This is a genomic window from Actinomadura sp. K4S16, from assembly GCF_008327685.1.
GTDB lineage: Bacteria > Actinomycetota > Actinomycetes > Streptosporangiales > Streptosporangiaceae > Spirillospora.
On record NZ_BDDE01000010.1, the window covers coordinates 1,263,491 to 1,282,112 of the forward strand.

Below are 18,622 nucleotides of genomic sequence, written 5' to 3' on the forward strand. Positions count from 1 at the left end.
CTCACTCGGGGATCTCGGGGAGGATGAGCTCCGCCATCTCGGCGAGCCGGTCGGCCATGCGGGCGTAGGACGTGTATCCCATGCCCGCGTACACGAGCGCGCCGGTGTAGGCCAGCTCCAGCGCGCCGAGGATCTTGGGGTCGTCGTGCTCGCGCAGCGCCGCGCGGAGCCGTTCGCGGATCGCGTAGCCGATCCGCATCCGCAGTTCGCGGACGTCGGGGTCGGTGCCGAGCAGCGCGGTGGTGCACGCCGCCGCGAGGTCCGGTTCGTCCGACACCAGCAGCGCGATCTCGCGGAGCGTCCCCACGACCCGCTCGCGCAGCGTCCCGTCCGCCTCCACCGGGGCCAGGGCGCTGAGCCGCCGCCAGAACACCTCCGTGATCAGGTGGTTCTTGGAGGCGAAGTAGGTGTAGGCGGTCGCGGGCGCCACGCCCGCGCGGCGGGCCACGTTGCGGACGGTCAGGCCCTCGTAGCCGGTCTCACCGACCTCCACCACGGCGGCGTCGGTCAGCCGCCGCACCGTGTCGGCCTGCCGCTCGGTGAGGCGGCGCCGGGTGGACTCGGTCATGGGCTCGGATTTTCCGGACACGTGTCCAGACATTAGTTCAGAAGAGTGCGGCGCGCAACGTCCGGGCGTCCCGGACGGCGCGCGGCACCGGGTGAGGCGGGTGGGATTCGAACCCACTCAGTCAGCGACACTTGGGTTACAGCCAAGCCCGACTCTCCGAACGTCGGCGCCGCCCCTCGCGCGGGCCGCCCGGCCCGCGCCCGTACCTCCGGAGGGATTCGAACCCCCAGCGCACAGCACCTCATGCTGCCGTCTCTGCCGTTGGACTACGGAGGCATGCGTGCGGCTCCCGGGATTCGAACCCGGAACGTCCACTTCCTGAGAGTGGCCTCTCTGCCTGTTGGAGTAGAGCCGCGCGTGACTCGCAAGGGCGGGCGTCGCTCGCGGCGGCTCGGCCGGGGCCTCTAGGAGACGGGATACCGGCCGGGGCGGGCGTGCGACGCCGAGGGCAGTCGAAGTCGATACTGCTCCAGAGCCATGGCCGGTCCTCCTCTCGAACGTCTCGCGTCACCGTCTTCGACGGGCTGACGTCGTCCACGGTGCCATCGCCCGCGCGACGGCGGCAACGGGTTTTTCGGCTCAGCCGTCGTCCGGCAGGGCCGCGCCGAACGCGACCAGCGCCCAGAACGCGACCATGATCCAGCCGAGCGCGATCCCCGTCACCGCGAGTCCGAGCCCGCGCTCGCCGGAGCGCCGGAGCCGCACCCAGGCCATGTGCCCGGCGATGATCGCGGGGATGGACGGCAGCCCGCACGTGATCAGCCCCACCGCGCCCATGGACACCGCGTAGATCGCGAGGCTGTTCATGGGCGGCTTGCCGTGCGGATGGTGCGCGGCCGGGTACTGGTGGGGCGCCTGCGTCGGCTGGCCCTGGTACCCGGTCCGCTGCTGGTACCCGGCCTGCCGCTGGTAGCCGGACGGCTGCTGGTAGACGGCCTGCCGGGCGTCGATCGCGTCGGCGTAGCGGCTCCAGCTCTCCGCCTCGGCGGTCCGTCCCTGCCCGCTGAGCAGGACGGCGAGGTTGCGCATCGCGGCCGGGTCGCCGGCCTGCGCGGCCTGCCGGTACTGCCCCTCGACGAGCGCCGCCGCCTCCCCCGCGGCGAGCGGCGGGACGACCTCCGACGCCTGCGTCCCGGGCGCCTGGGACGGCGCGTCGGCGCGGTGCCGGCCCGGCGCCTGCGTGTGCGGCTGTGAGGGCGCCTCCGTACGGTGCCGACCCGCAGCCTGCGTGTGCGGTTGCGACGGCGCCTCCGTACGGTGCCGGCCCGGCGCCTGGGTGTGCTGTGAGGACGGCGCGGACTGCCGGACGCCGCTGGAGATCAGGCCGTCCAGCAGCGACTGGGCGGACGGCCGCAACGCGGGGTCCTTGGCCAGCGCCGCCTGGACGGCCTTGAGGAGCGTGCCGGCGAGCCCGCTCAGATCGGGTTCGCCGCTGATGATCTGGTGGATGACGGCCGGCAGCGAGTCGCCGCCGAAGCACGGCCCGCCGCGCGCCGCGAAGGCCACGGTCGCGCCCCAGGCGAACACGTCGGACGCCGGGGTCGCGCCGCGCCCGTCCAGCTGCTCGGGGGCCATGAACGCGGGCGTGCCGACGATGCCGCCGGTCGCGGTGAGGCGCGTCCCGTCCAGGGAGCGGGCGATGCCGAAGTCGATGACGCGCGGCCCGAACGTGGACAGCAGCACGTTGGCGGGCTTCAGGTCGCGGTGCACCACGCCCGCGTCGTGGATGGCGGTCAGCGCGGTCGCGATGCCGACCGCGACGGCCTCCAGGTCGGCGCCGCGCAGCGGCCCCTCCTTCGCCACGGCGGCGTCCAGGCTCGGGCCGTTGACGAACTCGGTCACCAGGTAGGGCGGGTCCGCGGCGGGGTCGGCGTCCAGGACCGGCGCCGTGCAGAACGGGCGGACGCGCTTCGCCGCCGAGACCTCCGCCTCGAACCGCGCGCGGTACTGCCGGTCGGCCGCGTACTCCCGCCGGATCACCTTGAGGGCGACCTTGCGTCCGGACGCGTCCAGACCCGCGTACACCGTCCCCATGCCACCCTCGCCGAGACGGTCGACGACCCGGTAGGGGCCGATGCGCTCCGGCAGGGCGGCGTACGGCACGGGACAATCTCCTTGAGACGGCGAACGGCCGTACAAGCCTGGCACATCCCCACGGCTCACGCGGCCACACTCCGCGATCATCCAGGCGCGGCCTCAGCCGAGTTCGGCCCGCACCGTCCCGGCCACCACCCCGGCCGTCACCTCCAGCGGCCGGACGTCGTGCGCCGTCCGGCTGAGCACGAGCGCGCCCTCGAAGGCACTCAGCACGTAGGTGGCCAGATCCCTCGCGCGCTCCTCCGCGATCCCGGCGCCCGCCAGCCTCCGCGCGAGCGAGAGCTCCCATGACGCGAACACCTCCGCGCACGCGTGCCGCAGCGGCTCGCTCGTGCTGGCGACCTCCAGCGCCACGGTCGCGATCGGGCAGCCGTCGCCCCAGTCCGACTTCTGCAACGCCTCCGCGCTCAACCGGAACATGTCGAGGACCGACTGCCCCAGATCACGGTCGGCCCCCTCGAAGACGAGGTCGAACAGGCGCAGGTACCGGTCGCCCGAATGCCGCACCGCCTCGGCCCCCAGCTGCTCCTTCCCGCCGGGGAAGAAGTGGTAGAGCGACCCCCACGGCGCGCCGCCGGCAGCGGTGATCTGCTTGAGCCCCGTCCCCGAGTACCCCTGCTCGCGGAACAGCTGGGCACTGGCCTCCAACAGCCGGGTCCGTGTATCGCGCGTCATGCCCGACACCCTAGCCGTTGCCCTCGCTAGATCGATCTATCTAGTATGACGATCGATCTAGATAGGGAGTCGCCTCATGACCGTGCTGACCGAACGCCGGGGACCCGTCCACGTCATCACCCTCGACCGCCCGTCCCGCCGCAACGCGGTCGACGGCCCGACCGCCCGGCGGCTGGCCGAGGCCGTCCGCGACTTCGAGGAGGGCGACGCGAAGGTCGCCGTGCTGACCGGAGCCGGCGGCGCGTTCTGCGCGGGCAACGACCTGAAGGCGATGGCCGCGGGCGACTTCCCCGCCCCGACCCCCGACGGCCCGCCCCCGATGGCGGTCACGCGCACCCGCCCGTCCAAGCCGGTGATCGCGGCGATCGAGGGCTACTGCTTCGGCGGCGGCTTCGAACTGGCCCTGTGGTGCGACCTGCGCGTGGCCTCGGAGACCGCCGAGTTCGGCCTGCTCAACTTCGAGCACGGCCTCCCGTCCCTGGATGGCGCGACCGTCCGCCTCCCCCGCCTGATAGGCCCGGCACGCGCCCTGGAGGCCGTCCTGACCGCCCGCCGGATCACCGCCAGGGAAGCCGCGGACTGGGGCTTGCTGACAACCCTCACCCCACCCGGCGAGGCCTTGCAGACAGCCCAGACCATGGCCGACCGGATAGCGTCCCTCCCCGCCCCCGCCCTCCAAGCAGCCCGAGCCTCACTACTGACCCAGGAAACCCTCCCCGAGCCCAAGGCCCTGAGAAACGAAATGACCCTCGCCCTAGCGGCGCTGCCCAGTCCCACATAGACCGCAAGGCCCCCACCCGCCGAAGCGGACGAGGGCCCAGAGCAGAGCTATGCGCCGAACGAGATCACTCGTCGTCCCGCCCAAAGATCTCCGCGGCGGTCTGAACGGTGAGCGACCGCTCCAGCCACGCGTCCAGCCGCGCCGTGTCGGTGCACCCGAGGACCCGCTCCCGCTCCTCCTGACTCACCCCGATGCCCCGATTCTCTAGATTCCTGATCACGGCAAGGGCCAGCCCCTTGGCCTCCCCCTTGACTGCTGCGCGGGCCAGGAAGGAGTCGTAGTAGGGCGACTCGGTTTGCATCATGATCTCCAGGGTCTTGCGTGCCGCCTCGGGTAGGACTGCCTGCACGTACTCATAGTAACGATGGGCGTGTTCCTCGTCGGTCTCTGCCAGCTTGTTCGCGCCGTCGAAGGCGCTTCGCAGGACGTTGGCCTGGTGTTCGCCCGTGCCGTGGAATAACGCGGATAGGACGCCCATGGCGGGGTCGGCGGCGATCTGGGAGCCGTCCTTCATGAGCGGGACGTGTTCAGGCCCCAGGACCAGCGGGGTGAGGGTGTGCCCGGGGTGGCCGGTGTCGATCCGGATTCCGCACCACTGGGCGACCGCGGGGTCCGGGGCGATCACGAGGAGGACGGTGGGGCAGCGCTGGCGGTTGCGGAGGGTCGCGAGGTAGAGCGGCCACGTCCAGCGCTTGTCCTCGGCTCTCTTGCGCTGGATCTCGACCACCACGCCCGTCCGGCCGCGGGTTGTTTCGAGGACGATCGCCGCGTCGGCGGTGTACTCCTTCGTCTTGAGGTCGGTGAAGGACTCTGAGACGTCCCTGGCCTGCCGGACTTCGGCGAGGGGGACGCCCATCTCGGTGAGCAGTTCCGCGGCGAGCATGGGGGACCAGCGGAACAGCTCTGCCGAGACGTCGTGCTCCTGTGTCGGCATGCGTTCGACACTATGAGCGATCGAATGATCACAATGAGTATTCGCCGAATTGTTCGACGATTGTGGCCCAGGTCACATTCCATACCCGGGCGTACTTGGCGAATTCGTGGGGGCGTCTTGCGTGCGGTCCGGGGCTGAACGCTAGTCTGGACACGTGTCCAGAACAACCGATCGCTTGCTTCTGCTGGACGGGCGGCTCGTCCCCGGGGCGGGCGGCGCCTTCGAGACGATCAATCCCGCGACCGAGGAGGTGCTCGGCACCGCCGCCGATGCCTCCGCCGACGACATGGACCGGGCGATCGCGGCGGCCCGCCGCGCGTTCGACGAGACCGGCTGGGCGACCGACCACGCCTTCCGCGCGCGGTGCCTGCGGCAGCTCCGGGAGGGCCTGCGACGGCGCGCCGACGAGCTGCGCGAACTCACGATCAAGGAGGTGGGCGCGCCGCGGTTCCTGACGTACGGGGCCCAGTTGGACGCGCCCGTCGACGACCTCGGATGGTTCGCCGACCTGGTCGAGGGCTACGCCTGGGAGCAGGACCTCGGGCGGGCGGAGCCGATGGGGATGCCCAGCCACCGGCGGGTCGTCCGGGAGGCGGCGGGCGTCGTCGGCGCGATCACCCCGTGGAACTTCCCGCACCAGATCAACCTCGCCAAACTGGGTCCGGCGCTGGCGGCGGGGAACACGGTGGTCCTGAAGCCGGCGCCCGACACGCCCTGGTGCGCGGCGGTGGTCGGCGAGGTCATCGCGAACGACACCGACATCCCGCCGGGCGTGGTCAACGTGGTCACCTCGTCGGATCACGCGCTGGGCGCCCATCTCGCCCAGGACCCTCGCGTCGACCTGGTCTCCTTCACCGGGTCCACCGCGACGGGCCGGAACGTGATGACGAGCGCTGCCGCGACGCTCAAGCGGGTGTTCCTGGAGCTCGGCGGCAAGTCGGCGTTCATCGTGCTGGACGACGCCGACCTGCGGGCGGCGTGCTCGTACGCGGCGTTCGCCGGGGTCGCCCATGCCGGGCAGGGATGCGCGATCACGACCCGGATCCTCGTCCCGCGCGAGCGCCACGACGAGGCCGTCGAGATCACCGCCGGGGCGCTGGCGAAGCTCGGCGCCGGGGACCCGCAGGACGACCGGACGATCTGCGGCCCGGTCATCTCGGCGCGGCAGCGCGAGCGGATCGAGGGCTACCTGGAGCTGGCCGTCAAGGACGGTGGCGCGTTCGCGTGCGGCGGCGGCCGTCCGGAGGGCCGGGACAAGGGCTTCTGGATCGAGCCGACGCTGATCACAGGGCTGACCAACGACTCCCGCTCGGCGCGGGAGGAGATCTTCGGGCCGGTGCTGGTGATCCTGCCGCATGACGGCGACGACGACGCGGTGCGGATCGCGAACGACTCGCCGTACGGGCTGTCGGGCGCGGTGCACGGCGGCGACGCCGAGCGGGCGCGCGCGGTCGCGAAGAGGCTGCGCACCGGGACGGTCAGCGTGAACGGCGGCGTCTGGTACGGCGCGGACGTCCCGTTCGGCGGCTACAAGCAGTCGGGCATCGGCCGGGAGATGGGCGTGGCCGGGTTCGAGGAGTACCTGGAGACCAAGGCGATCGCGGAGGGCGTATGAGGTTCGAGGGGAAGGTCGCGGTCGTCACCGGGGCCGCGCAGGGAATCGGCGAGGCGTACGCGCGGGCGCTGGCCTCCGAGGGCGCCCAGGTGGTGATCGCGGACGTCGATGAGCGCGGGCGGGACGTCGCGGACGAGATCAAGGGCCTGTTCGTGCGGACGGACGTGTCCGACCCCGCGTCCGTCGAGGCCATGGCGGAGAAGGCCGTGGAGCGGTTCGGCGGGATCGACCATCTCGTCAACAACGCCGCCATCTTCGGGACGATGAAGCTGGACTTCCTCTTCACCGTCGACTGGGACTACTACAAGAAGTTCATGTCGGTGAACATGGACGGCGCGCTGCTGTGCGCGCGCGCCTGCTACCCCCACATGCAGGCGCGGGGCGGCGGCTCCATCGTCAACCAGTCGTCCACGGCGGCGTGGCAGTATTCGGGCTTCTACGGGCTGGCGAAGGTCGGCGTCAACGGGCTCACGCAGCAGCTCGCGCACGAGCTGGGCGGCATGAACATCCGCGTGAACGCGATCGCGCCGGGCCCGATCGACACCGAGGCCAACCGGACGGTCGTGCCGGGCAACATGTCGCAGAAGATCGTCCGGGACAAGATGGCGCTCAAGCGGATGGGGTCGCCCGAGGACCTCGTGGGCGCGTGCCTGTTCCTGCTGTCGGACGACGCAGCGTGGATCACCGGCCAGATCATCAACGTGGACGGCGGCGAGGTGTTCCGCGCATGAGCGATGCGGACGGGGAGGCGCACTTCCCCCCGGAGGGCGAGCGCATGGCGGTCGGCTTCGTCGGGCTCGGCCAGATGGGTGCGCCGATGGCGGCCCACCTGGCCGGCGACGGCCTGGTCGTGTACGACGCGCGGGCCGAGGCGGTGGCGCCGTTGGTGAAGGCGGGCGCGCGGGCGGCCAGGAGCGTCGCGGAGGTCGCCGCGCGCTGCGACCTGGTGTCGGTCATGGTCCGGGACGACGCCCAGGTGATGGAGGTCGGCGAGGAGGTGCTGGCGAGCGCCCGCCCGGGCACGGTCCTCGCGATCCACTCGACGATCCGCGCGCGGACCGCCGAGGACCTGGCCTCACGGGCGCGGCGGTACGGGATCGAGGTGGTGGACGCGCCGGTGAGCGGCGGGTTCATGGGGGCGAGCGCGGGCAGCCTCGCGGTGATGGTCGGCGGGACGCAGGAGGCGTTCGACCGCTGCCGCGAGCCGTTCGGCGCCTGGGCGGACCTCGTCCTGCACATGGGGCCGGTCGGCGCGGGCACCCGCACGAAGCTGGCCCGCAACATGCTGCACTTCATCTCGTTCACCGCCGCCGCCGAGGCGCAGCGGCTCGCGGAGGCGGCCGGGGTGTCGCTGCGCAAGCTCGGGCGGGTCGTCCGGCACACCGACGCGATCACCGGCGGCGCCGGTTCGATCATGCTGCGGCCGACGACCGCGCCGCTGGAGCCGGACGACGACCTGTACGACATCCTGCGGCACACGCGGGACCTCGGCGAGAAGGACCTCTCCCTCGCGCTGGAGCTGGCGGACGAACTGGGCGTCGACACCCCGCTCGCCCGGATCGCACTCGAACGCTTCGGCGCGGGGTTGGGGCTGGTGGGAGAGGCCAATGAGTGAGCGAAGCGAGTCGGGGGGTGTGGGGGGTCGTCCCCCCACAGACGACGCGAGTGAGCGAAGCGAGTCGGCGGGTGTGGGAGGTCGTCCCCCCACAGACGACGCGAGTGAGCGCGGTGAACCGGTGGGGCGCCGTGAGCGTGGGTTGGAGATGATGCGGCAGGTCTATGGCTGGGAGGTCTCGGACGGGCCCGGTGACTTCTTCGGTATCACCGTCGAGCACCTCTTCGGGGAGATCTGGACGCGTCCCGGGTTGAGCATGCGCGACCGGCGGCTCCTCCTCATCGGGGTGCTCGCCGGGCAGGGGCTGAACGACGTCCTCGACATCCAGATCCCGGCGGCGCTGGGCAACGGGGAGCTGTCGCCGGACGAGCTGCGCGAGATCGGCGTCTTCCTGACCCACTACGTCGGCTGGCCGCTCGGCTCGAAGCTGTGCGTCCAGATCGACACGCTGATCGCCAGGCACGAGAAGCGCGCGCGGCGGGACGGTTAGCAGAGCCGCGGGGACGGGGCGGGCATCAGCATCGGCCCGGTCACCCGGAACCGTTCGACACCCTGGCGGGTGAGGCTGACGCGCAGGTCGATCCAGCCGGACCGGCCGGCCTCGGCGCAGTCCGGGGCGCCGCGCCGCGGGAAGTGCAGGTCGCCCACGGACAGCTTCGCGCCGCGCACGTGCACCGGCAGCAGGAGGCGCGACCCGGCGGCGAGCGGTGCGATGAGGCATCCGCCGACGTCGCGGCCGCGCGCGTCGCCGGGCACGGCCACCGGGTCGGACGGCGCGCAGCCGATGATCCCGGGGTGGCCGCCGGCGTCGCGGCCGCCTCCGGGGCGTCCGACGGCGAGCACGTCCACCACGATCACGTCACCGGGCTCCGCGCCGACGACGACGAGCGGACCGCAGAGCAGAGCGCCGCCGCCGGGCTCGCGGCCGGGGCACTCCATCCGGACGGAGCCGCCCGTGATGACCTCCGCGACGCCCGCGATGTCGGGGTGCCAGTGGGAGTGTCCGAGAACATCCCGCATCCCGGGGTCGTCGAGGTCGAACACGGCTGGTGAGGGCATCGGGCAGCGCTCCTTCCGGCAGGGATCAGGCGGTGGTCCGATCGTGGCGGGCCGCTGTTTCCGGACGGTTTCGGTGTGCTGACGCTCGCGTAAGACGGCCATCACCGGAAATCCCGCGGCACATGGGAACCGGGCGGCGGACGCGAGCGTCCAACGTCCATGCGTGGGCGCATCTTCTTCCCGGCCGCGACGACGCTCCTGCTGGCCACGACCGCCGGGTGCACCTCGCCAGGAGGGGGCCCCGACCGGATCCCCGAGAGGCCGCCGGTGCGGCTCGTCGCCTATGACGACTGTGAAGCGCTCCACGACGAGTTGCGCCGCGCCACCCTGGACAAGGTCGGCCCGTACGGGCTCAGCGCCGTGCCCCGCGACGGCGTCGCAGCGCTCGGCAAGGCTCCGATGGCCGGCGGGGCGCCCGGGGAGTCCAGGTCCTCCGCGCCCGCTCCCGAGCACTCCGCCACGAACTCGCACGAGCCGGGCGCGGACGAGCCCGACCAGGTGAAGACCGACGGCCGCAGGATCGTCGCGTTCGCGCAGGGAAGGCTCAGGGTCATCGACCCGGTGTCGCGCAAGGTGACGCACACGCTGAAGATCCCGGAGGGCACCCGGTACGACACCGGGGAGCTGCTGCTGAGCGGTGACCGTGTGCTCGTGCTGACACGGCAGACGAGGGCCTTCGCCCCCAGAGGGACGGTGCCGGGCGCCGCGGACCCGGGGCCCCTGCCGATGCAGATCAGCCGCCTGACCCTGGTCGATCTGTCCGGGAAGCCGAAGGTCGTCGGGACGATGACGGCCGGCGCCGACTACCTGGACGCCCGGCAGACCGGCTCAACGGTCCGGGTGGTGGTGAGGTCGGAGCCGCGCATCTACTTCCCGGGCGGCAACGGCCTGAAGAAGTCCACCGAGGCGAACCGGGAGGCGGTGCTGAAGTCCCCGCTCGACGCCTGGCTGCCGTCCTTCGAGATCGAGGGCGGCCGGACGTACCGGACCCCGTGCGACCAGGTCAGCCGCCCGGCCTCGGGCGCGGGTTCCTCGATGCTGACCGTGCTGACGTTCGATCTGGCGAAGGGCCTCGCCGACCCGCTGCCGGTCGCGGTGGCCGCCGACGGCTCGACCGTCTACGGCAACGGGAAGAGCCTCTACGTCACCGGCTCGCCCTCGGCGCTCTACGCGTCGCCGCGCAAGAAGGCGGTCGAGCCGCGCACGGACGTCCACAAGTTCGACGTCGGAGGTGCCGGACGCCCCCGGTATGCGGCCTCCGGGTCGGTGAAAGGCTCCCTGCTCAACCAGTACTCGATGTCGGAGCATGAAGGCTACCTCCGCCTCGCCACGACGTCCGGCACCTTCGAACCCGGCGACAGGGCGTCGCAGAGCTCGGTGTACGTCCTGGCCCAGCACGGCTCCCGCCTCGACCAGGTCGGGCGGCTCGACGGCCTCGGCAAGGGCGAGCGCATCCACTCCGTCCGGTTCATGGGCGCCACCGCCTACGTGGTGACGTTCCGGCAGACCGACCCCCTGTACGTCGTCGACCTCAAGGACCCCCGGCACCCCCGCGCCACCGGCGAACTAAAGATCAACGGCTACTCGGCGTACCTGCATCCCACGGCGGACGGGAAGCTGCTCGGCGTGGGGCAGGACGCCGACCCCTCCGGCCGGACGAGCGGCCTCCAGGTCTCCCTCTTCGACGTCTCCGGCAAGCCCCGCCGGATCGGCGCCTACAGGCTCCCCGGGTCGAACTCGCAGACGGAGTTCGACCCGCACGCGTTCCTGTACTGGCCGAAGACCGGTCTCACGGTCATCCCGGTGGCGCTGCGGGACGGCGGCGCGCCCCGGGCCCTCGCCCTCAAGGTGACCGGTGCCGACATCACCGAGGCCGGGTCCGTCCGGCACCCGGGCGAGCTCCAGGGCGGCGTCAGCCGATCGCTCGTCATCGGCGGCACCCTCTGGACGTTCTCAGCCGACGGCGCGCACGCCGTCGACGCGTCCACCCTCAAGGGCGGCGACTGGCTCCCCTACGACTGACGCACCGCGCTCAAGGCGCCCCGACCGCCGAGCCGGACGACACGGCGCCGCCGACCGCACCGCAGAGCGGTCAGCGCAGGCCCGTCGAGCGCTGGAGCGCCGTCTGGATGAGCCGGTCGACCAGGGCGGGGTAGTCCAGCCCCGTCGCCGCCCACATCTGCGGGAACGCCGACGCGGGGGTGAAGCCCGGCATCGTGTTGATCTCGTTGAGGATCCACCGGCCGTCCGGGGTGTGGAAGAAGTCGACCCGGGCGAGGCCCTCGCAGTCGAGCGCGTCGAACGCCTGCACGGCGATGCGGCGGACCTCCTCGATCGCCGCGGGCGGCAGGTCCGGCGGGATCGCCATGGTGGTGGAGCCGTCGAGGTACTTGGTCTCGAAGTCGTAGAAGTCGTGGTCGCCCGCCATCAGCACCTCGGCGGGCAGGCTGGCCTCGGCGGGGCCGTCGTCCACGCCCTGCAGCACGCCGCACTCGATCTCGCGGCCCTCGACGGCGGCCTCAACGATGACCTTCGGGTCGTGCTCGCGGGCCGCCTCGACCGCGGCCTCCAGGTCGGACTCGTCGGTGACGCGGGTGATGCCCATGCTCGACCCGGCGCGGGCCGGCTTGACGAACACCGCCGTCCCCTCGGCGAGGCCGAGCTCCCTGATGATCTCGTCGAGCTTGCGCTTGCGCTCGCGCCGCCACTCCCGGTCGCCGACCAGCACGTACGGGCCGACGGGCAGGCCGCGCGCCTGCCAGACGAGCTTCATGAACCCCTTGTCCATGCCGACCGCGCTGGCCAGCACGCCGGCGCCGACGTAGCGGATGCCGGCGAGGTCGAGCAGTCCCTGGATCGTGCCGTCCTCGCCGTAGGGGCCGTGCAGGAGCGGCAGCACCACGTCGACGTCGCCGAGGGTCGCGGGCACCGCGCCCGGCTCGATCACCATCAGGCCGCGGCTGTCGGGGTCGAACGGCAGCGCGAGGACGCCGCCCTCCCCGGTCACCTCGGGCAGCCGGCCGCCCTCGATGGCGAGGCTCAGGTCCCCGGGCGGGAGCACCCAGCGCCCGTCGCGGGCGATGCCGATCGGCACCACGTCGTACCGGTCCCGGTCGATGGCTGCCATCACGGCGCCCGCGGTGACGCAGGAGATCGCGTGCTCGGAGCTGCGCCCGCCGAACACCACGGCCACGCGGATCCTAGAAACCTGGGACATGACGCCCGACCCTACCGGTGATCAGCACGGGTCGGCCACGAGCGAACCGGGTGCGGGGCGCGGTCACGCCGTCACACCCCGTACCGCTCGGGCTTCGGAGACCGCGATATCAGCGAGATCGCCGCCTCCTTGATCGGCATGCCGCGGTGCAGGACGGCGGTGACCGCCTCGGTGATCGGCATCTCCACGTTGTGCTTGCGCGCCAGCTCCAGCACCGCCTCGGCCGACTTCACGCCCTCCGCGGTCTGCTTGGTCACGGCGATGACCTCGTCCAGGGTCATGCCGCGGCCGAGGTTCTCGCCGAACGTCCGGTTCCGCGCGAGCGGCGAGACGCAGGAGGCGACGAGGTCGCCCATCCCGGCGAGCCCCGCGAACGTGTGCTCGTCGGCGCCGAGGGCGGCGCCCAGCCGGGCGATCTCGGCCAGCCCGCGGGTCATCAGCAGCGCCTGGGTGTTGGAGCCGAACCCGAGCCCCACCGACATCCCGACGCACAGGGCGACGACGTTCTTCACCGCGCCGCCCAGCTCGACGCCGATCACGTCGGTGGAGGTGTAGACGCGGAAGTAGGACGTCATGGTGGCGGCCTGGAGGCCCCGCGCGGCGTCCTCGTCCACGCACGCGGCGACGGCGGCGCTGGGCTCGCCGGTGGCGATCTCGCGCGCCACGTTCGGGCCGCTGAAGACCGCGACCCGCTCCTCGGGGACGTCGGCGACCTCGCGGATCACCTCCGACATGCGGCGGGTGGTGCCGAGCTCGACGCCCTTCATCAGGCTGACCAGGACCGCCTCGCGCGGCAGCAGCGGCACCCAGCCGCCGAGGTTCTGCCGGAGCGTCTGCGCCGGGACGGCGAGCGCCACGAAGTCGGCGCCGCGGAGGGCCTCCGCCGGGTCCAGGGTCGCGCGGATCGCCTCCGGGAGCGGGATGCCCGGCAGGTAGTCGGTGTTCTCGTGGCGTTCGTTGATGCCCTCGACGACCTCCGGGCGGCGCCCCCACAGGGTGACCTCGCCCCCGGCGTCGTGCAGCATCATCGCGAACGTCGTGCCCCAGGATCCGGAGCCCATCACCGCGGTACGGAAGGTCACGAGTCGGCCGCCTTCGGCTCGGCGGCGCGCTGCCCGGCGGCCTCCGGCCCGGCAGGCCTCGCCTGCTCGGGAACCGCGCCCTTGGCCGCGCCCGCGGCCCCGCCGGCTCTGCCCGCCTCCGCGGGCCCGGCGGCTCTGCCCGCCTCGGCGGCTTCGGCTGCGCGGCGGCGCTCCTCCAGCACCTTGTGGTGGTCGTACGGCTCGGCGGGCGGCTCCTGGCCGCGCAGCTCGCCGAGCAGGGCGGTGATCGCGGCCATGATGTCGTCGGTGGCGGCGCGCAGGGTGTCGCGGTCGAGCGGGAGCCCCTCGTACTTCGACAGGTCCACGGGCGGCCCGGCGACCACCTGCATCGTCTTGCGGGGCAGCGGGTGGAAGCCCTTCTTCAGGCTGCCCCGGAGGCCCGTTTGCTCGCCCTTCTTGTAGGGCATCAGCTCGTGCGCGCCCCAGCTCGCGACCGGGACGACCTTGGCGCCGGTCGTCAGCGCCATCCGCGCGGCGCCGGTCTGCCCCGTCATCGGCCACAGCTCGGGGTCGCGGGTGCAGCTGCCCTCCGGGTAGAACATCAGGCACTCGCCGTCCCGCAGGGCCTGCGCGGCGTCCCTGAGGGCGAGGGCGGCGTCGGCGCTGTCGCGGTAGACCGGGATCTGGCCGGTGCCGCGCAGCACCGCCCCGATGAACCTGACGTCGAACAGCGTGGACTTGGCCAGGTAGACGGGGTAGCGGCCCGACTCGTAGACGAAGTGGGCGAGCGCGAGGGGGTCGGACTCGGAGATGTGGTTGGCGGCGATGATGACGCCGCCCTTGCGCGGGACGTTGCCCCGGCCGCGCCAGTCGCGCTTGAGCAGCCCGAACAGCAGCGGCCGCAGGATGACGATCGTGAGCATGCGCCACCCCGGGGAGTAGCGGTGGCCCGGGCGTCCCTCCTGCGAGGGGGCGACCCCCTGCTTCGCTGCGCTCATCTCGCCCCTCCCTCGATCCGTCCCCCAGGTGAACCTGGGGTGTCCTCAAGTGTCGCGGTTGCGGGCGCATAGTGTCGAGTTGCCATGTCTACACCTGCACCCCCCGCGGAAGCGTCCGGAACGCCCCTGCTCCGGTGGTCGCTCGTCGTCCCCGTGAAGGTCCTCGCCAAGGCCAAGACCCGGATGTCGGCCGCGGCCGGGCCGCACCGCGAGGCCCTCGCGCTCGCCGTCGCGGCCGACACGGTCGCCGCCGCGCTGCGCTGCGACCGGGTCCGCGACGTGATCGTAGTCACCGACGATCCCCTTCCGGCGGCGGAGCTCGCCGCCCTCGGCGCCCGGATCGTTCCGGACGTGCCGGACGCCGGTCTGAACCCGGCCCTGGTCTACGGGGCCGGCCGGGGCCGCGAGCTGGCCGCCGACGCCGGCGTCGGAGCGATTTCAGCCGACTTGCCCGCTTTGCGGCCACTTGAACTCGCTCGCGTCCTGGACGCCGCCGGCGCCGCGCCCGAGGCGTTCGTACCGGACGCCGCCGGAGTCGGCACGACGCTCTACACGGCCCGCCCGGGCGTCCCGTTCTCCCCCGCGTTCGGCGGCGACTCGCGGGCCGCCCACCGCGCCCGCGGCGCCCGGGAGATCCTCCTCCCGGGTACCGACAGCGTACGCCGCGACGTCGACACCCCGGACGACCTCCGCGCGGCGCTCGCCCTCGGCGCCGGTCCGCGCACCACGGCCGTCGCGTCCCGGCTGCCCTCGTTGGCCTAGAGTCTGGGGCATGCAGGGGACGGTGAAGGCGTTCGACGCGGAGACCCGCTCGGGGAGCGTGCTCCTCGACGACGGGACGGAACTGCCCTTCGACGCCGAGGCGTTCGCGGCGGGCGGCCTGCGGCTGCTGCGCTTCGGCCAGCGGGTGAACCTCGCGCTGGCCGGCGACCGGATCTCGGTGGTGACGCTGTCGACCTTCCCCCTGCCCGCCCCGCCCGCCTGAGCGTCGGCCCCCTCGCGCCGATCGGCGGGTCCGGAAACGCATCAGCGCCCGGGGCCGTGCGGACCCGGGCGCTGAGACGGTGAAGCACTTACTTCTTGCCGGCCACCAGGTTCTTGAAGTCGGCGCCCGCCTTGAACTTCGGCACGGACGTCGCGGGAACCTCGATGGTCTTGCCCGTTGCGGGGTTGCGGGCCGTGCGGGCAGGCCGGTCGGCCTTCTCGAACGAACCGAACCCGGTGATCGCGACCTTGTCGCCCTTGGCGACGGCGGTCTGGATCGCCTCCAGGATGGCGTCGACGGCCTCGGCTGCGGCCTTCTTGCTGCCCAGCCGGTCAGAGATGGCGTCGACCAGCTCACGCTTGTTCATGGGTTACTCCTCTAGTTCCCCCCTTGCCCGAACGAAACTAAGGGACCTCCACCATGGACACAATCACCTGCACGCAAACGATGGCGTGTCGCTGGCGTTTTTGTCGGTCTCGCCCCCGTCTCGCCCGGTGACCGGACCGGATCCGGCCACTGCGCACGCTAACCGACGTCGGGGCCGTCTTGGAAATCGGCGAGGAACGCGTCCAGCCTGCGAGCGGCCAGTTCGGCGTCCCGTTTCGCCAGATCGGTGATCGCCAGCAGGTGCCGGATGAGCCGCTGCCGGTCCTGCGGCGGGAGCGGGGCCACGGCCCGATGAGCGTCACGCAACTGGCATGCGAGCTGCGTCAACGTCGGATCGTCCCACTGTGGCCCGGTCCACGGGGCCGTGCTCATCTGGAGTCCCCAAACGGTCGGCGGTCTTCGGACACTGGGAGAATTCTCCCTCGTGCCCGCACCGACCGGCTCGTCCGGGGTGCATTCGGCGCGTTCGGGGCAGGATCGGGGCAGGTTGCGACGCGTCCGCGGCGCCGGACGGCCGGCGCCGCGGACGGGCGTGTCGCGGATCCGCTCCGCGCTACAGCGTGGTGGGGAGCAGCGGGTTGCGGGCGTTCTCGAAGTCGCCGATGGCGTCGGCGTGGCGCAGCGTGAGGCCGATGTCGTCCAGGCCCTCCATGAGGCGCCAGCGGGTGTAGTCGTCGATATCGAAGGACGCGGTGTCCGCGCCCCAGCGGACCTCGCGCTCGCGCAGGTCGACGGTGAGCTCCAGGGCGGGGTCCTTGTCAACCGCGTCCTGCAGCGCCTCGACCTGCTCGCCGGTCAGGACGACCGGCAGCAGCCCCATCTTCGTGGAGTTGTTGCGGAAGATGTCGCCGAAGCGCGGCGCGATCACGACGCGGAAGCCGTACTGCTGCAGCGCCCAGACGGCGTGCTCGCGGGACGAGCCGGTGCCGAAGTCGGGCCCGGCCACCAGGATGCCCGCGCCCTCGTACCGCGGCTGGTTGAGGACGAACTCCGGGTCCTCGCGCCACGCCGAGAACAGGCCCTTGTCGAAGCCGGTGCGGCTGACCTGCTTGAGCCACACGGCCGGGATGATCTGGTCGGTGTCGACGTTGCTGCGGCGCAGCGGCACCGCGCGCCCGGTGTAGGTGGTGAACGCTTCCATCGTGCTTCCTTAGAGGTCAGTGTCATTCTGGGGGGACGACCCCCCAGGCCCCCCGGCGGCTTCGCCGAGGTCGCTGGGGGCGGCCAGGTGCCCGGTGACGGCGGTCGCGGCGGCGACGGCGGGCGACACCAGGTGCGTGCGTCCGCCCGGTCCCTGCCGGCCCTCGAAGTTGCGGTTGGACGTGGAGGCGCTGCGCTCGCCCGGCGTGAGCTTGTCGGGGTTCATCGCCAGGCACATCGAGCAGCCCGCCTCGCGCCACTCGGCGCCGGAGGCCGAGATGACCGCGTCCAGGCCCTCCTTCTCGGCCTGCTTCTTGACCTCCATGGAGCCGGGGACGACCAGCATCCGGACGCCGTCGGCGACCCTGCGGCCCTCCAGCACGGCCGCGACGGCGCGCAGGTCCTCGATGCGGCCGTTGGTGCAGGAGCCGACGAAGACGGTGTCGACCGCGATGTCGCGCAGCGGCGTCCCGGCGGTCAGGCCCATGTACTCCAGCGCGCGCTCGGCGGACTGGCGCTGGACGGGGTCGTCGAAGGACGCGGGGTCGGGCACGGACTCGCCGAGCGGCAGGCCCTGGCCCGGGTTCGTCCCCCAGGTGACGAACGGCGTCAGCTCGGCCGCGTCGATCACGACCTCCCGGTCGAAGACCGCGTCGTCGTCGGTGCGCAGGGACGTCCAGTACTCGACGGCGCGGTCCCAGTCCTCGCCCTGCGGGGCGTGCGGGCGGCCCTTGAGGTAGGCGAAGGTGGTCTCGTCCGGGGCGATCATCCCGGCGCGGGCGCCGGCCTCGATGGACATGTTGCAGACCGTCATGCGGCCCTCCATCGACAGCGACCGGACGGCCTCGCCGCGGTACTCGACGATGTGGCCCTGGCCGCCGCCGGTGCCGATCCGGGCGATGATCGCGAGGATCAGGTCCTTGGCGGTCACGCCCTCGGGCAGCGCGCCCTCGACCGTGACGGCCATCGTCTTCGGCCTGATCTGCGGCAGCGTCTGCGTGGCGAGGACGTGCTCGACCTCGCTGGTGCCGATCCCGAACGCGAGGGCGCCGAACGCGCCGTGCGTGGAGGTGTGCGAGTCGCCGCACACGACGGTCATGCCGGGCTGGGTCAGGCCGAGCTGCGGGCCGATGACGTGCACGATGCCCTGGCCGTCGTCGCCCATCGGGTGCAGCCGGATGCCGAAGTCGGAGCAGTTCTTGCGCAGCGTCTCGACCTGGGTGCGCGACACCGGGTCGGCGATCGGCTTGAGCAGGTCGGTGGTCGGGACGTTGTGGTCCTCGGTGGCGATCGTCAGGTCGGGGCGGCGGACCTGGCGGCCCGCCATCCGCAGCCCGTCGAACGCCTGCGGGCTCGTGACCTCGTGGACGAGGTGCAGGTCGATGTAGAGGAGGTCGGGTTCGCCCTCGGCGCGCCGTACGACGTGCGCGTCGTACACCTTCTCGGCCAGTGTTCGGCCCATCACTCCACCTCACCTGTGCTGGTCGTCGGCGCGTCGGCGCGCCGTG

At 72.5% G+C, this 18,622-nt stretch carries 20 protein-coding genes and 3 tRNA genes; 8 read left to right on the plus strand and 15 right to left on the minus strand.

The annotated features are described in order from the left end of the window. Nucleotide 1: 1 nt before the first annotated feature. The 6 genes from K4S16_RS06645 to K4S16_RS06670 form a co-directional block, all read right to left on the minus strand. The gene (locus K4S16_RS06645) at nucleotides 2–568 is read right to left on the minus strand and encodes a TetR/AcrR family transcriptional regulator (RefSeq protein ID WP_200841699.1); all 567 of its coding nucleotides are present in this window, start codon (nucleotides 566–568) and stop codon (nucleotides 2–4) included. A 92-nt stretch (nucleotides 569–660) separates the two neighbouring features. Continuing rightward, nucleotides 661–744 (minus strand) — tRNA-Tyr (locus K4S16_RS06650). Nucleotides 745–771: 27 nt separating this feature from the next. Further along, a tRNA-Leu gene (locus K4S16_RS06655) sits at nucleotides 772–844 on the minus strand. A 5-nt stretch (nucleotides 845–849) separates the two neighbouring features. Then, nucleotides 850–923: transfer RNA gene (locus K4S16_RS06660), tRNA-Leu, on the minus strand. 224 nt (nucleotides 924–1,147) lie between these two features. After that, a complete protein-coding gene (locus tag K4S16_RS06665) occupies nucleotides 1,148–2,671 on the minus strand; it encodes a protein kinase (RefSeq protein ID WP_160160858.1) in 1,524 nt (507 codons plus the stop codon). Between the two features lie 93 nt (nucleotides 2,672–2,764). Further along, entirely contained in the window at nucleotides 2,765–3,340 is a 576-nt protein-coding gene (locus tag K4S16_RS06670) for a TetR/AcrR family transcriptional regulator (protein WP_149257832.1), read from the minus strand. Between the two features lie 76 nt (nucleotides 3,341–3,416). Here K4S16_RS06670 and K4S16_RS06675 point away from each other — a divergent pair, with 76 nt between their 5' ends. Then, nucleotides 3,417–4,121, plus strand: coding sequence for an enoyl-CoA hydratase-related protein (locus K4S16_RS06675; protein WP_149257833.1), 705 nt, complete (start codon nucleotides 3,417–3,419; stop codon nucleotides 4,119–4,121). Nucleotides 4,122–4,185: 64 nt separating this feature from the next. On the opposite strand, the gene K4S16_RS06680 is transcribed toward K4S16_RS06675, so the two are convergent. Further along, nucleotides 4,186–5,055, minus strand: coding sequence for a hypothetical protein (locus K4S16_RS06680; RefSeq protein WP_149257834.1), 870 nt, complete (start codon nucleotides 5,053–5,055; stop codon nucleotides 4,186–4,188). A 154-nt stretch (nucleotides 5,056–5,209) separates the two neighbouring features. Between K4S16_RS06680 and K4S16_RS06685 the strand changes: the two genes are divergently transcribed. The 4 genes from K4S16_RS06685 (at nucleotide 5,210) to K4S16_RS06700 (ending at nucleotide 8,775) form a co-directional block, all read left to right on the plus strand. Beyond that, nucleotides 5,210–6,670 carry an aldehyde dehydrogenase gene (locus K4S16_RS06685; RefSeq protein ID WP_149257835.1) on the plus strand — a complete coding sequence of 487 codons (1,461 nt, stop codon included), beginning with the start codon at nucleotides 5,210–5,212 and terminating at the stop codon, nucleotides 6,668–6,670. Further along, nucleotides 6,667–7,401: an SDR family oxidoreductase gene (locus tag K4S16_RS06690; RefSeq protein ID WP_149257836.1), complete on the plus strand. Its 735-nt coding sequence runs from the start codon at nucleotides 6,667–6,669 to the stop codon at nucleotides 7,399–7,401. The genes K4S16_RS06685 and K4S16_RS06690 overlap by 4 nt, the downstream gene beginning before the upstream one ends. Continuing rightward, nucleotides 7,398–8,285 (plus strand): NAD(P)-dependent oxidoreductase, encoded by an 888-nt coding sequence (locus tag K4S16_RS06695; protein ID WP_149257837.1) that lies wholly within the window; start codon nucleotides 7,398–7,400, stop codon nucleotides 8,283–8,285. Before K4S16_RS06690 ends, K4S16_RS06695 begins: the two co-directional genes overlap by 4 nt. Nucleotides 8,286–8,436: 151 nt before the next feature. Further along, complete coding sequence (locus K4S16_RS06700; RefSeq protein ID WP_235036612.1) at nucleotides 8,437–8,775, plus strand: carboxymuconolactone decarboxylase family protein; 339 nt, start codon at nucleotides 8,437–8,439, stop codon at nucleotides 8,773–8,775. Here K4S16_RS06700 and K4S16_RS06705 read toward each other — a convergent pair. Then, entirely contained in the window at nucleotides 8,772–9,344 is a 573-nt protein-coding gene (locus tag K4S16_RS06705) for an acetamidase/formamidase family protein (RefSeq protein ID WP_149257839.1), read from the minus strand. The two genes, K4S16_RS06700 and K4S16_RS06705, sit on opposite strands and share 4 nt — an antisense overlap. Nucleotides 9,345–9,503: 159 nt before the next feature. Between K4S16_RS06705 and K4S16_RS06710 the strand changes: the two genes are divergently transcribed. Further along, nucleotides 9,504–11,366: a beta-propeller domain-containing protein gene (locus K4S16_RS06710; protein WP_149257840.1), complete on the plus strand. Its 1,863-nt coding sequence runs from the start codon at nucleotides 9,504–9,506 to the stop codon at nucleotides 11,364–11,366. A 70-nt stretch (nucleotides 11,367–11,436) separates the two neighbouring features. Here K4S16_RS06710 and K4S16_RS06715 read toward each other — a convergent pair whose 3' ends face one another. The 3 genes from K4S16_RS06715 to K4S16_RS06725 all read right to left on the minus strand — a co-directional run bounded on the left by K4S16_RS06715 (nucleotide 11,437) and on the right by K4S16_RS06725 (nucleotide 14,602). Further along, nucleotides 11,437–12,561, minus strand: coding sequence for a D-alanine--D-alanine ligase family protein (locus tag K4S16_RS06715; protein ID WP_149257841.1), 1,125 nt, complete (start codon nucleotides 12,559–12,561; stop codon nucleotides 11,437–11,439). Nucleotides 12,562–12,632: 71 nt separating this feature from the next. Next, on the minus strand, nucleotides 12,633–13,622 hold the full coding sequence (locus tag K4S16_RS06720) for an NAD(P)H-dependent glycerol-3-phosphate dehydrogenase (protein ID WP_149258085.1): 990 nt from the start codon (nucleotides 13,620–13,622) through the stop codon (nucleotides 12,633–12,635). A gap of 17 nt (nucleotides 13,623–13,639) precedes the next feature. Further along, the gene (locus K4S16_RS06725) at nucleotides 13,640–14,602 is read right to left on the minus strand and encodes a 1-acyl-sn-glycerol-3-phosphate acyltransferase (RefSeq protein ID WP_149257842.1); all 963 of its coding nucleotides are present in this window, start codon (nucleotides 14,600–14,602) and stop codon (nucleotides 13,640–13,642) included. Between the two features lie 84 nt (nucleotides 14,603–14,686). On the opposite strand from K4S16_RS06725, the gene cofC reads away from it, so the two are divergent. Both cofC and K4S16_RS06735 read left to right on the plus strand, forming a co-directional pair. Further along, on the plus strand, nucleotides 14,687–15,364 hold the full coding sequence (gene cofC / locus K4S16_RS06730) for a 2-phospho-L-lactate guanylyltransferase (RefSeq protein ID WP_149257843.1): 678 nt from the start codon (nucleotides 14,687–14,689) through the stop codon (nucleotides 15,362–15,364). A gap of 10 nt (nucleotides 15,365–15,374) precedes the next feature. After that, a complete protein-coding gene (locus tag K4S16_RS06735) occupies nucleotides 15,375–15,587 on the plus strand; it encodes a cold-shock protein (RefSeq protein ID WP_149257844.1) in 213 nt (70 codons plus the stop codon). Nucleotides 15,588–15,675: 88 nt separating this feature from the next. Here K4S16_RS06735 and K4S16_RS06740 read toward each other — a convergent pair whose 3' ends face one another. The 4 genes from K4S16_RS06740 to leuC form a co-directional block, all read right to left on the minus strand. Further along, nucleotides 15,676–15,954 (minus strand): HU family DNA-binding protein, encoded by a 279-nt coding sequence (locus K4S16_RS06740; protein ID WP_026403810.1) that lies wholly within the window; start codon nucleotides 15,952–15,954, stop codon nucleotides 15,676–15,678. 158 nt (nucleotides 15,955–16,112) lie between these two features. After that, nucleotides 16,113–16,301, minus strand: a complete 189-nt coding sequence (locus K4S16_RS06745; protein WP_235036613.1) for a hypothetical protein — start codon at nucleotides 16,299–16,301, stop codon at nucleotides 16,113–16,115. 226 nt (nucleotides 16,302–16,527) lie between these two features. After that, entirely contained in the window at nucleotides 16,528–17,115 is a 588-nt protein-coding gene (leuD, locus tag K4S16_RS06750; protein ID WP_149257846.1) for a 3-isopropylmalate dehydratase small subunit, read from the minus strand. Between the two features lie 9 nt (nucleotides 17,116–17,124). Further along, nucleotides 17,125–18,576, minus strand: coding sequence for a 3-isopropylmalate dehydratase large subunit (gene leuC, locus K4S16_RS06755; protein WP_149257847.1), 1,452 nt, complete (start codon nucleotides 18,574–18,576; stop codon nucleotides 17,125–17,127). Nucleotides 18,577–18,622 lie beyond the last annotated feature (46 nt).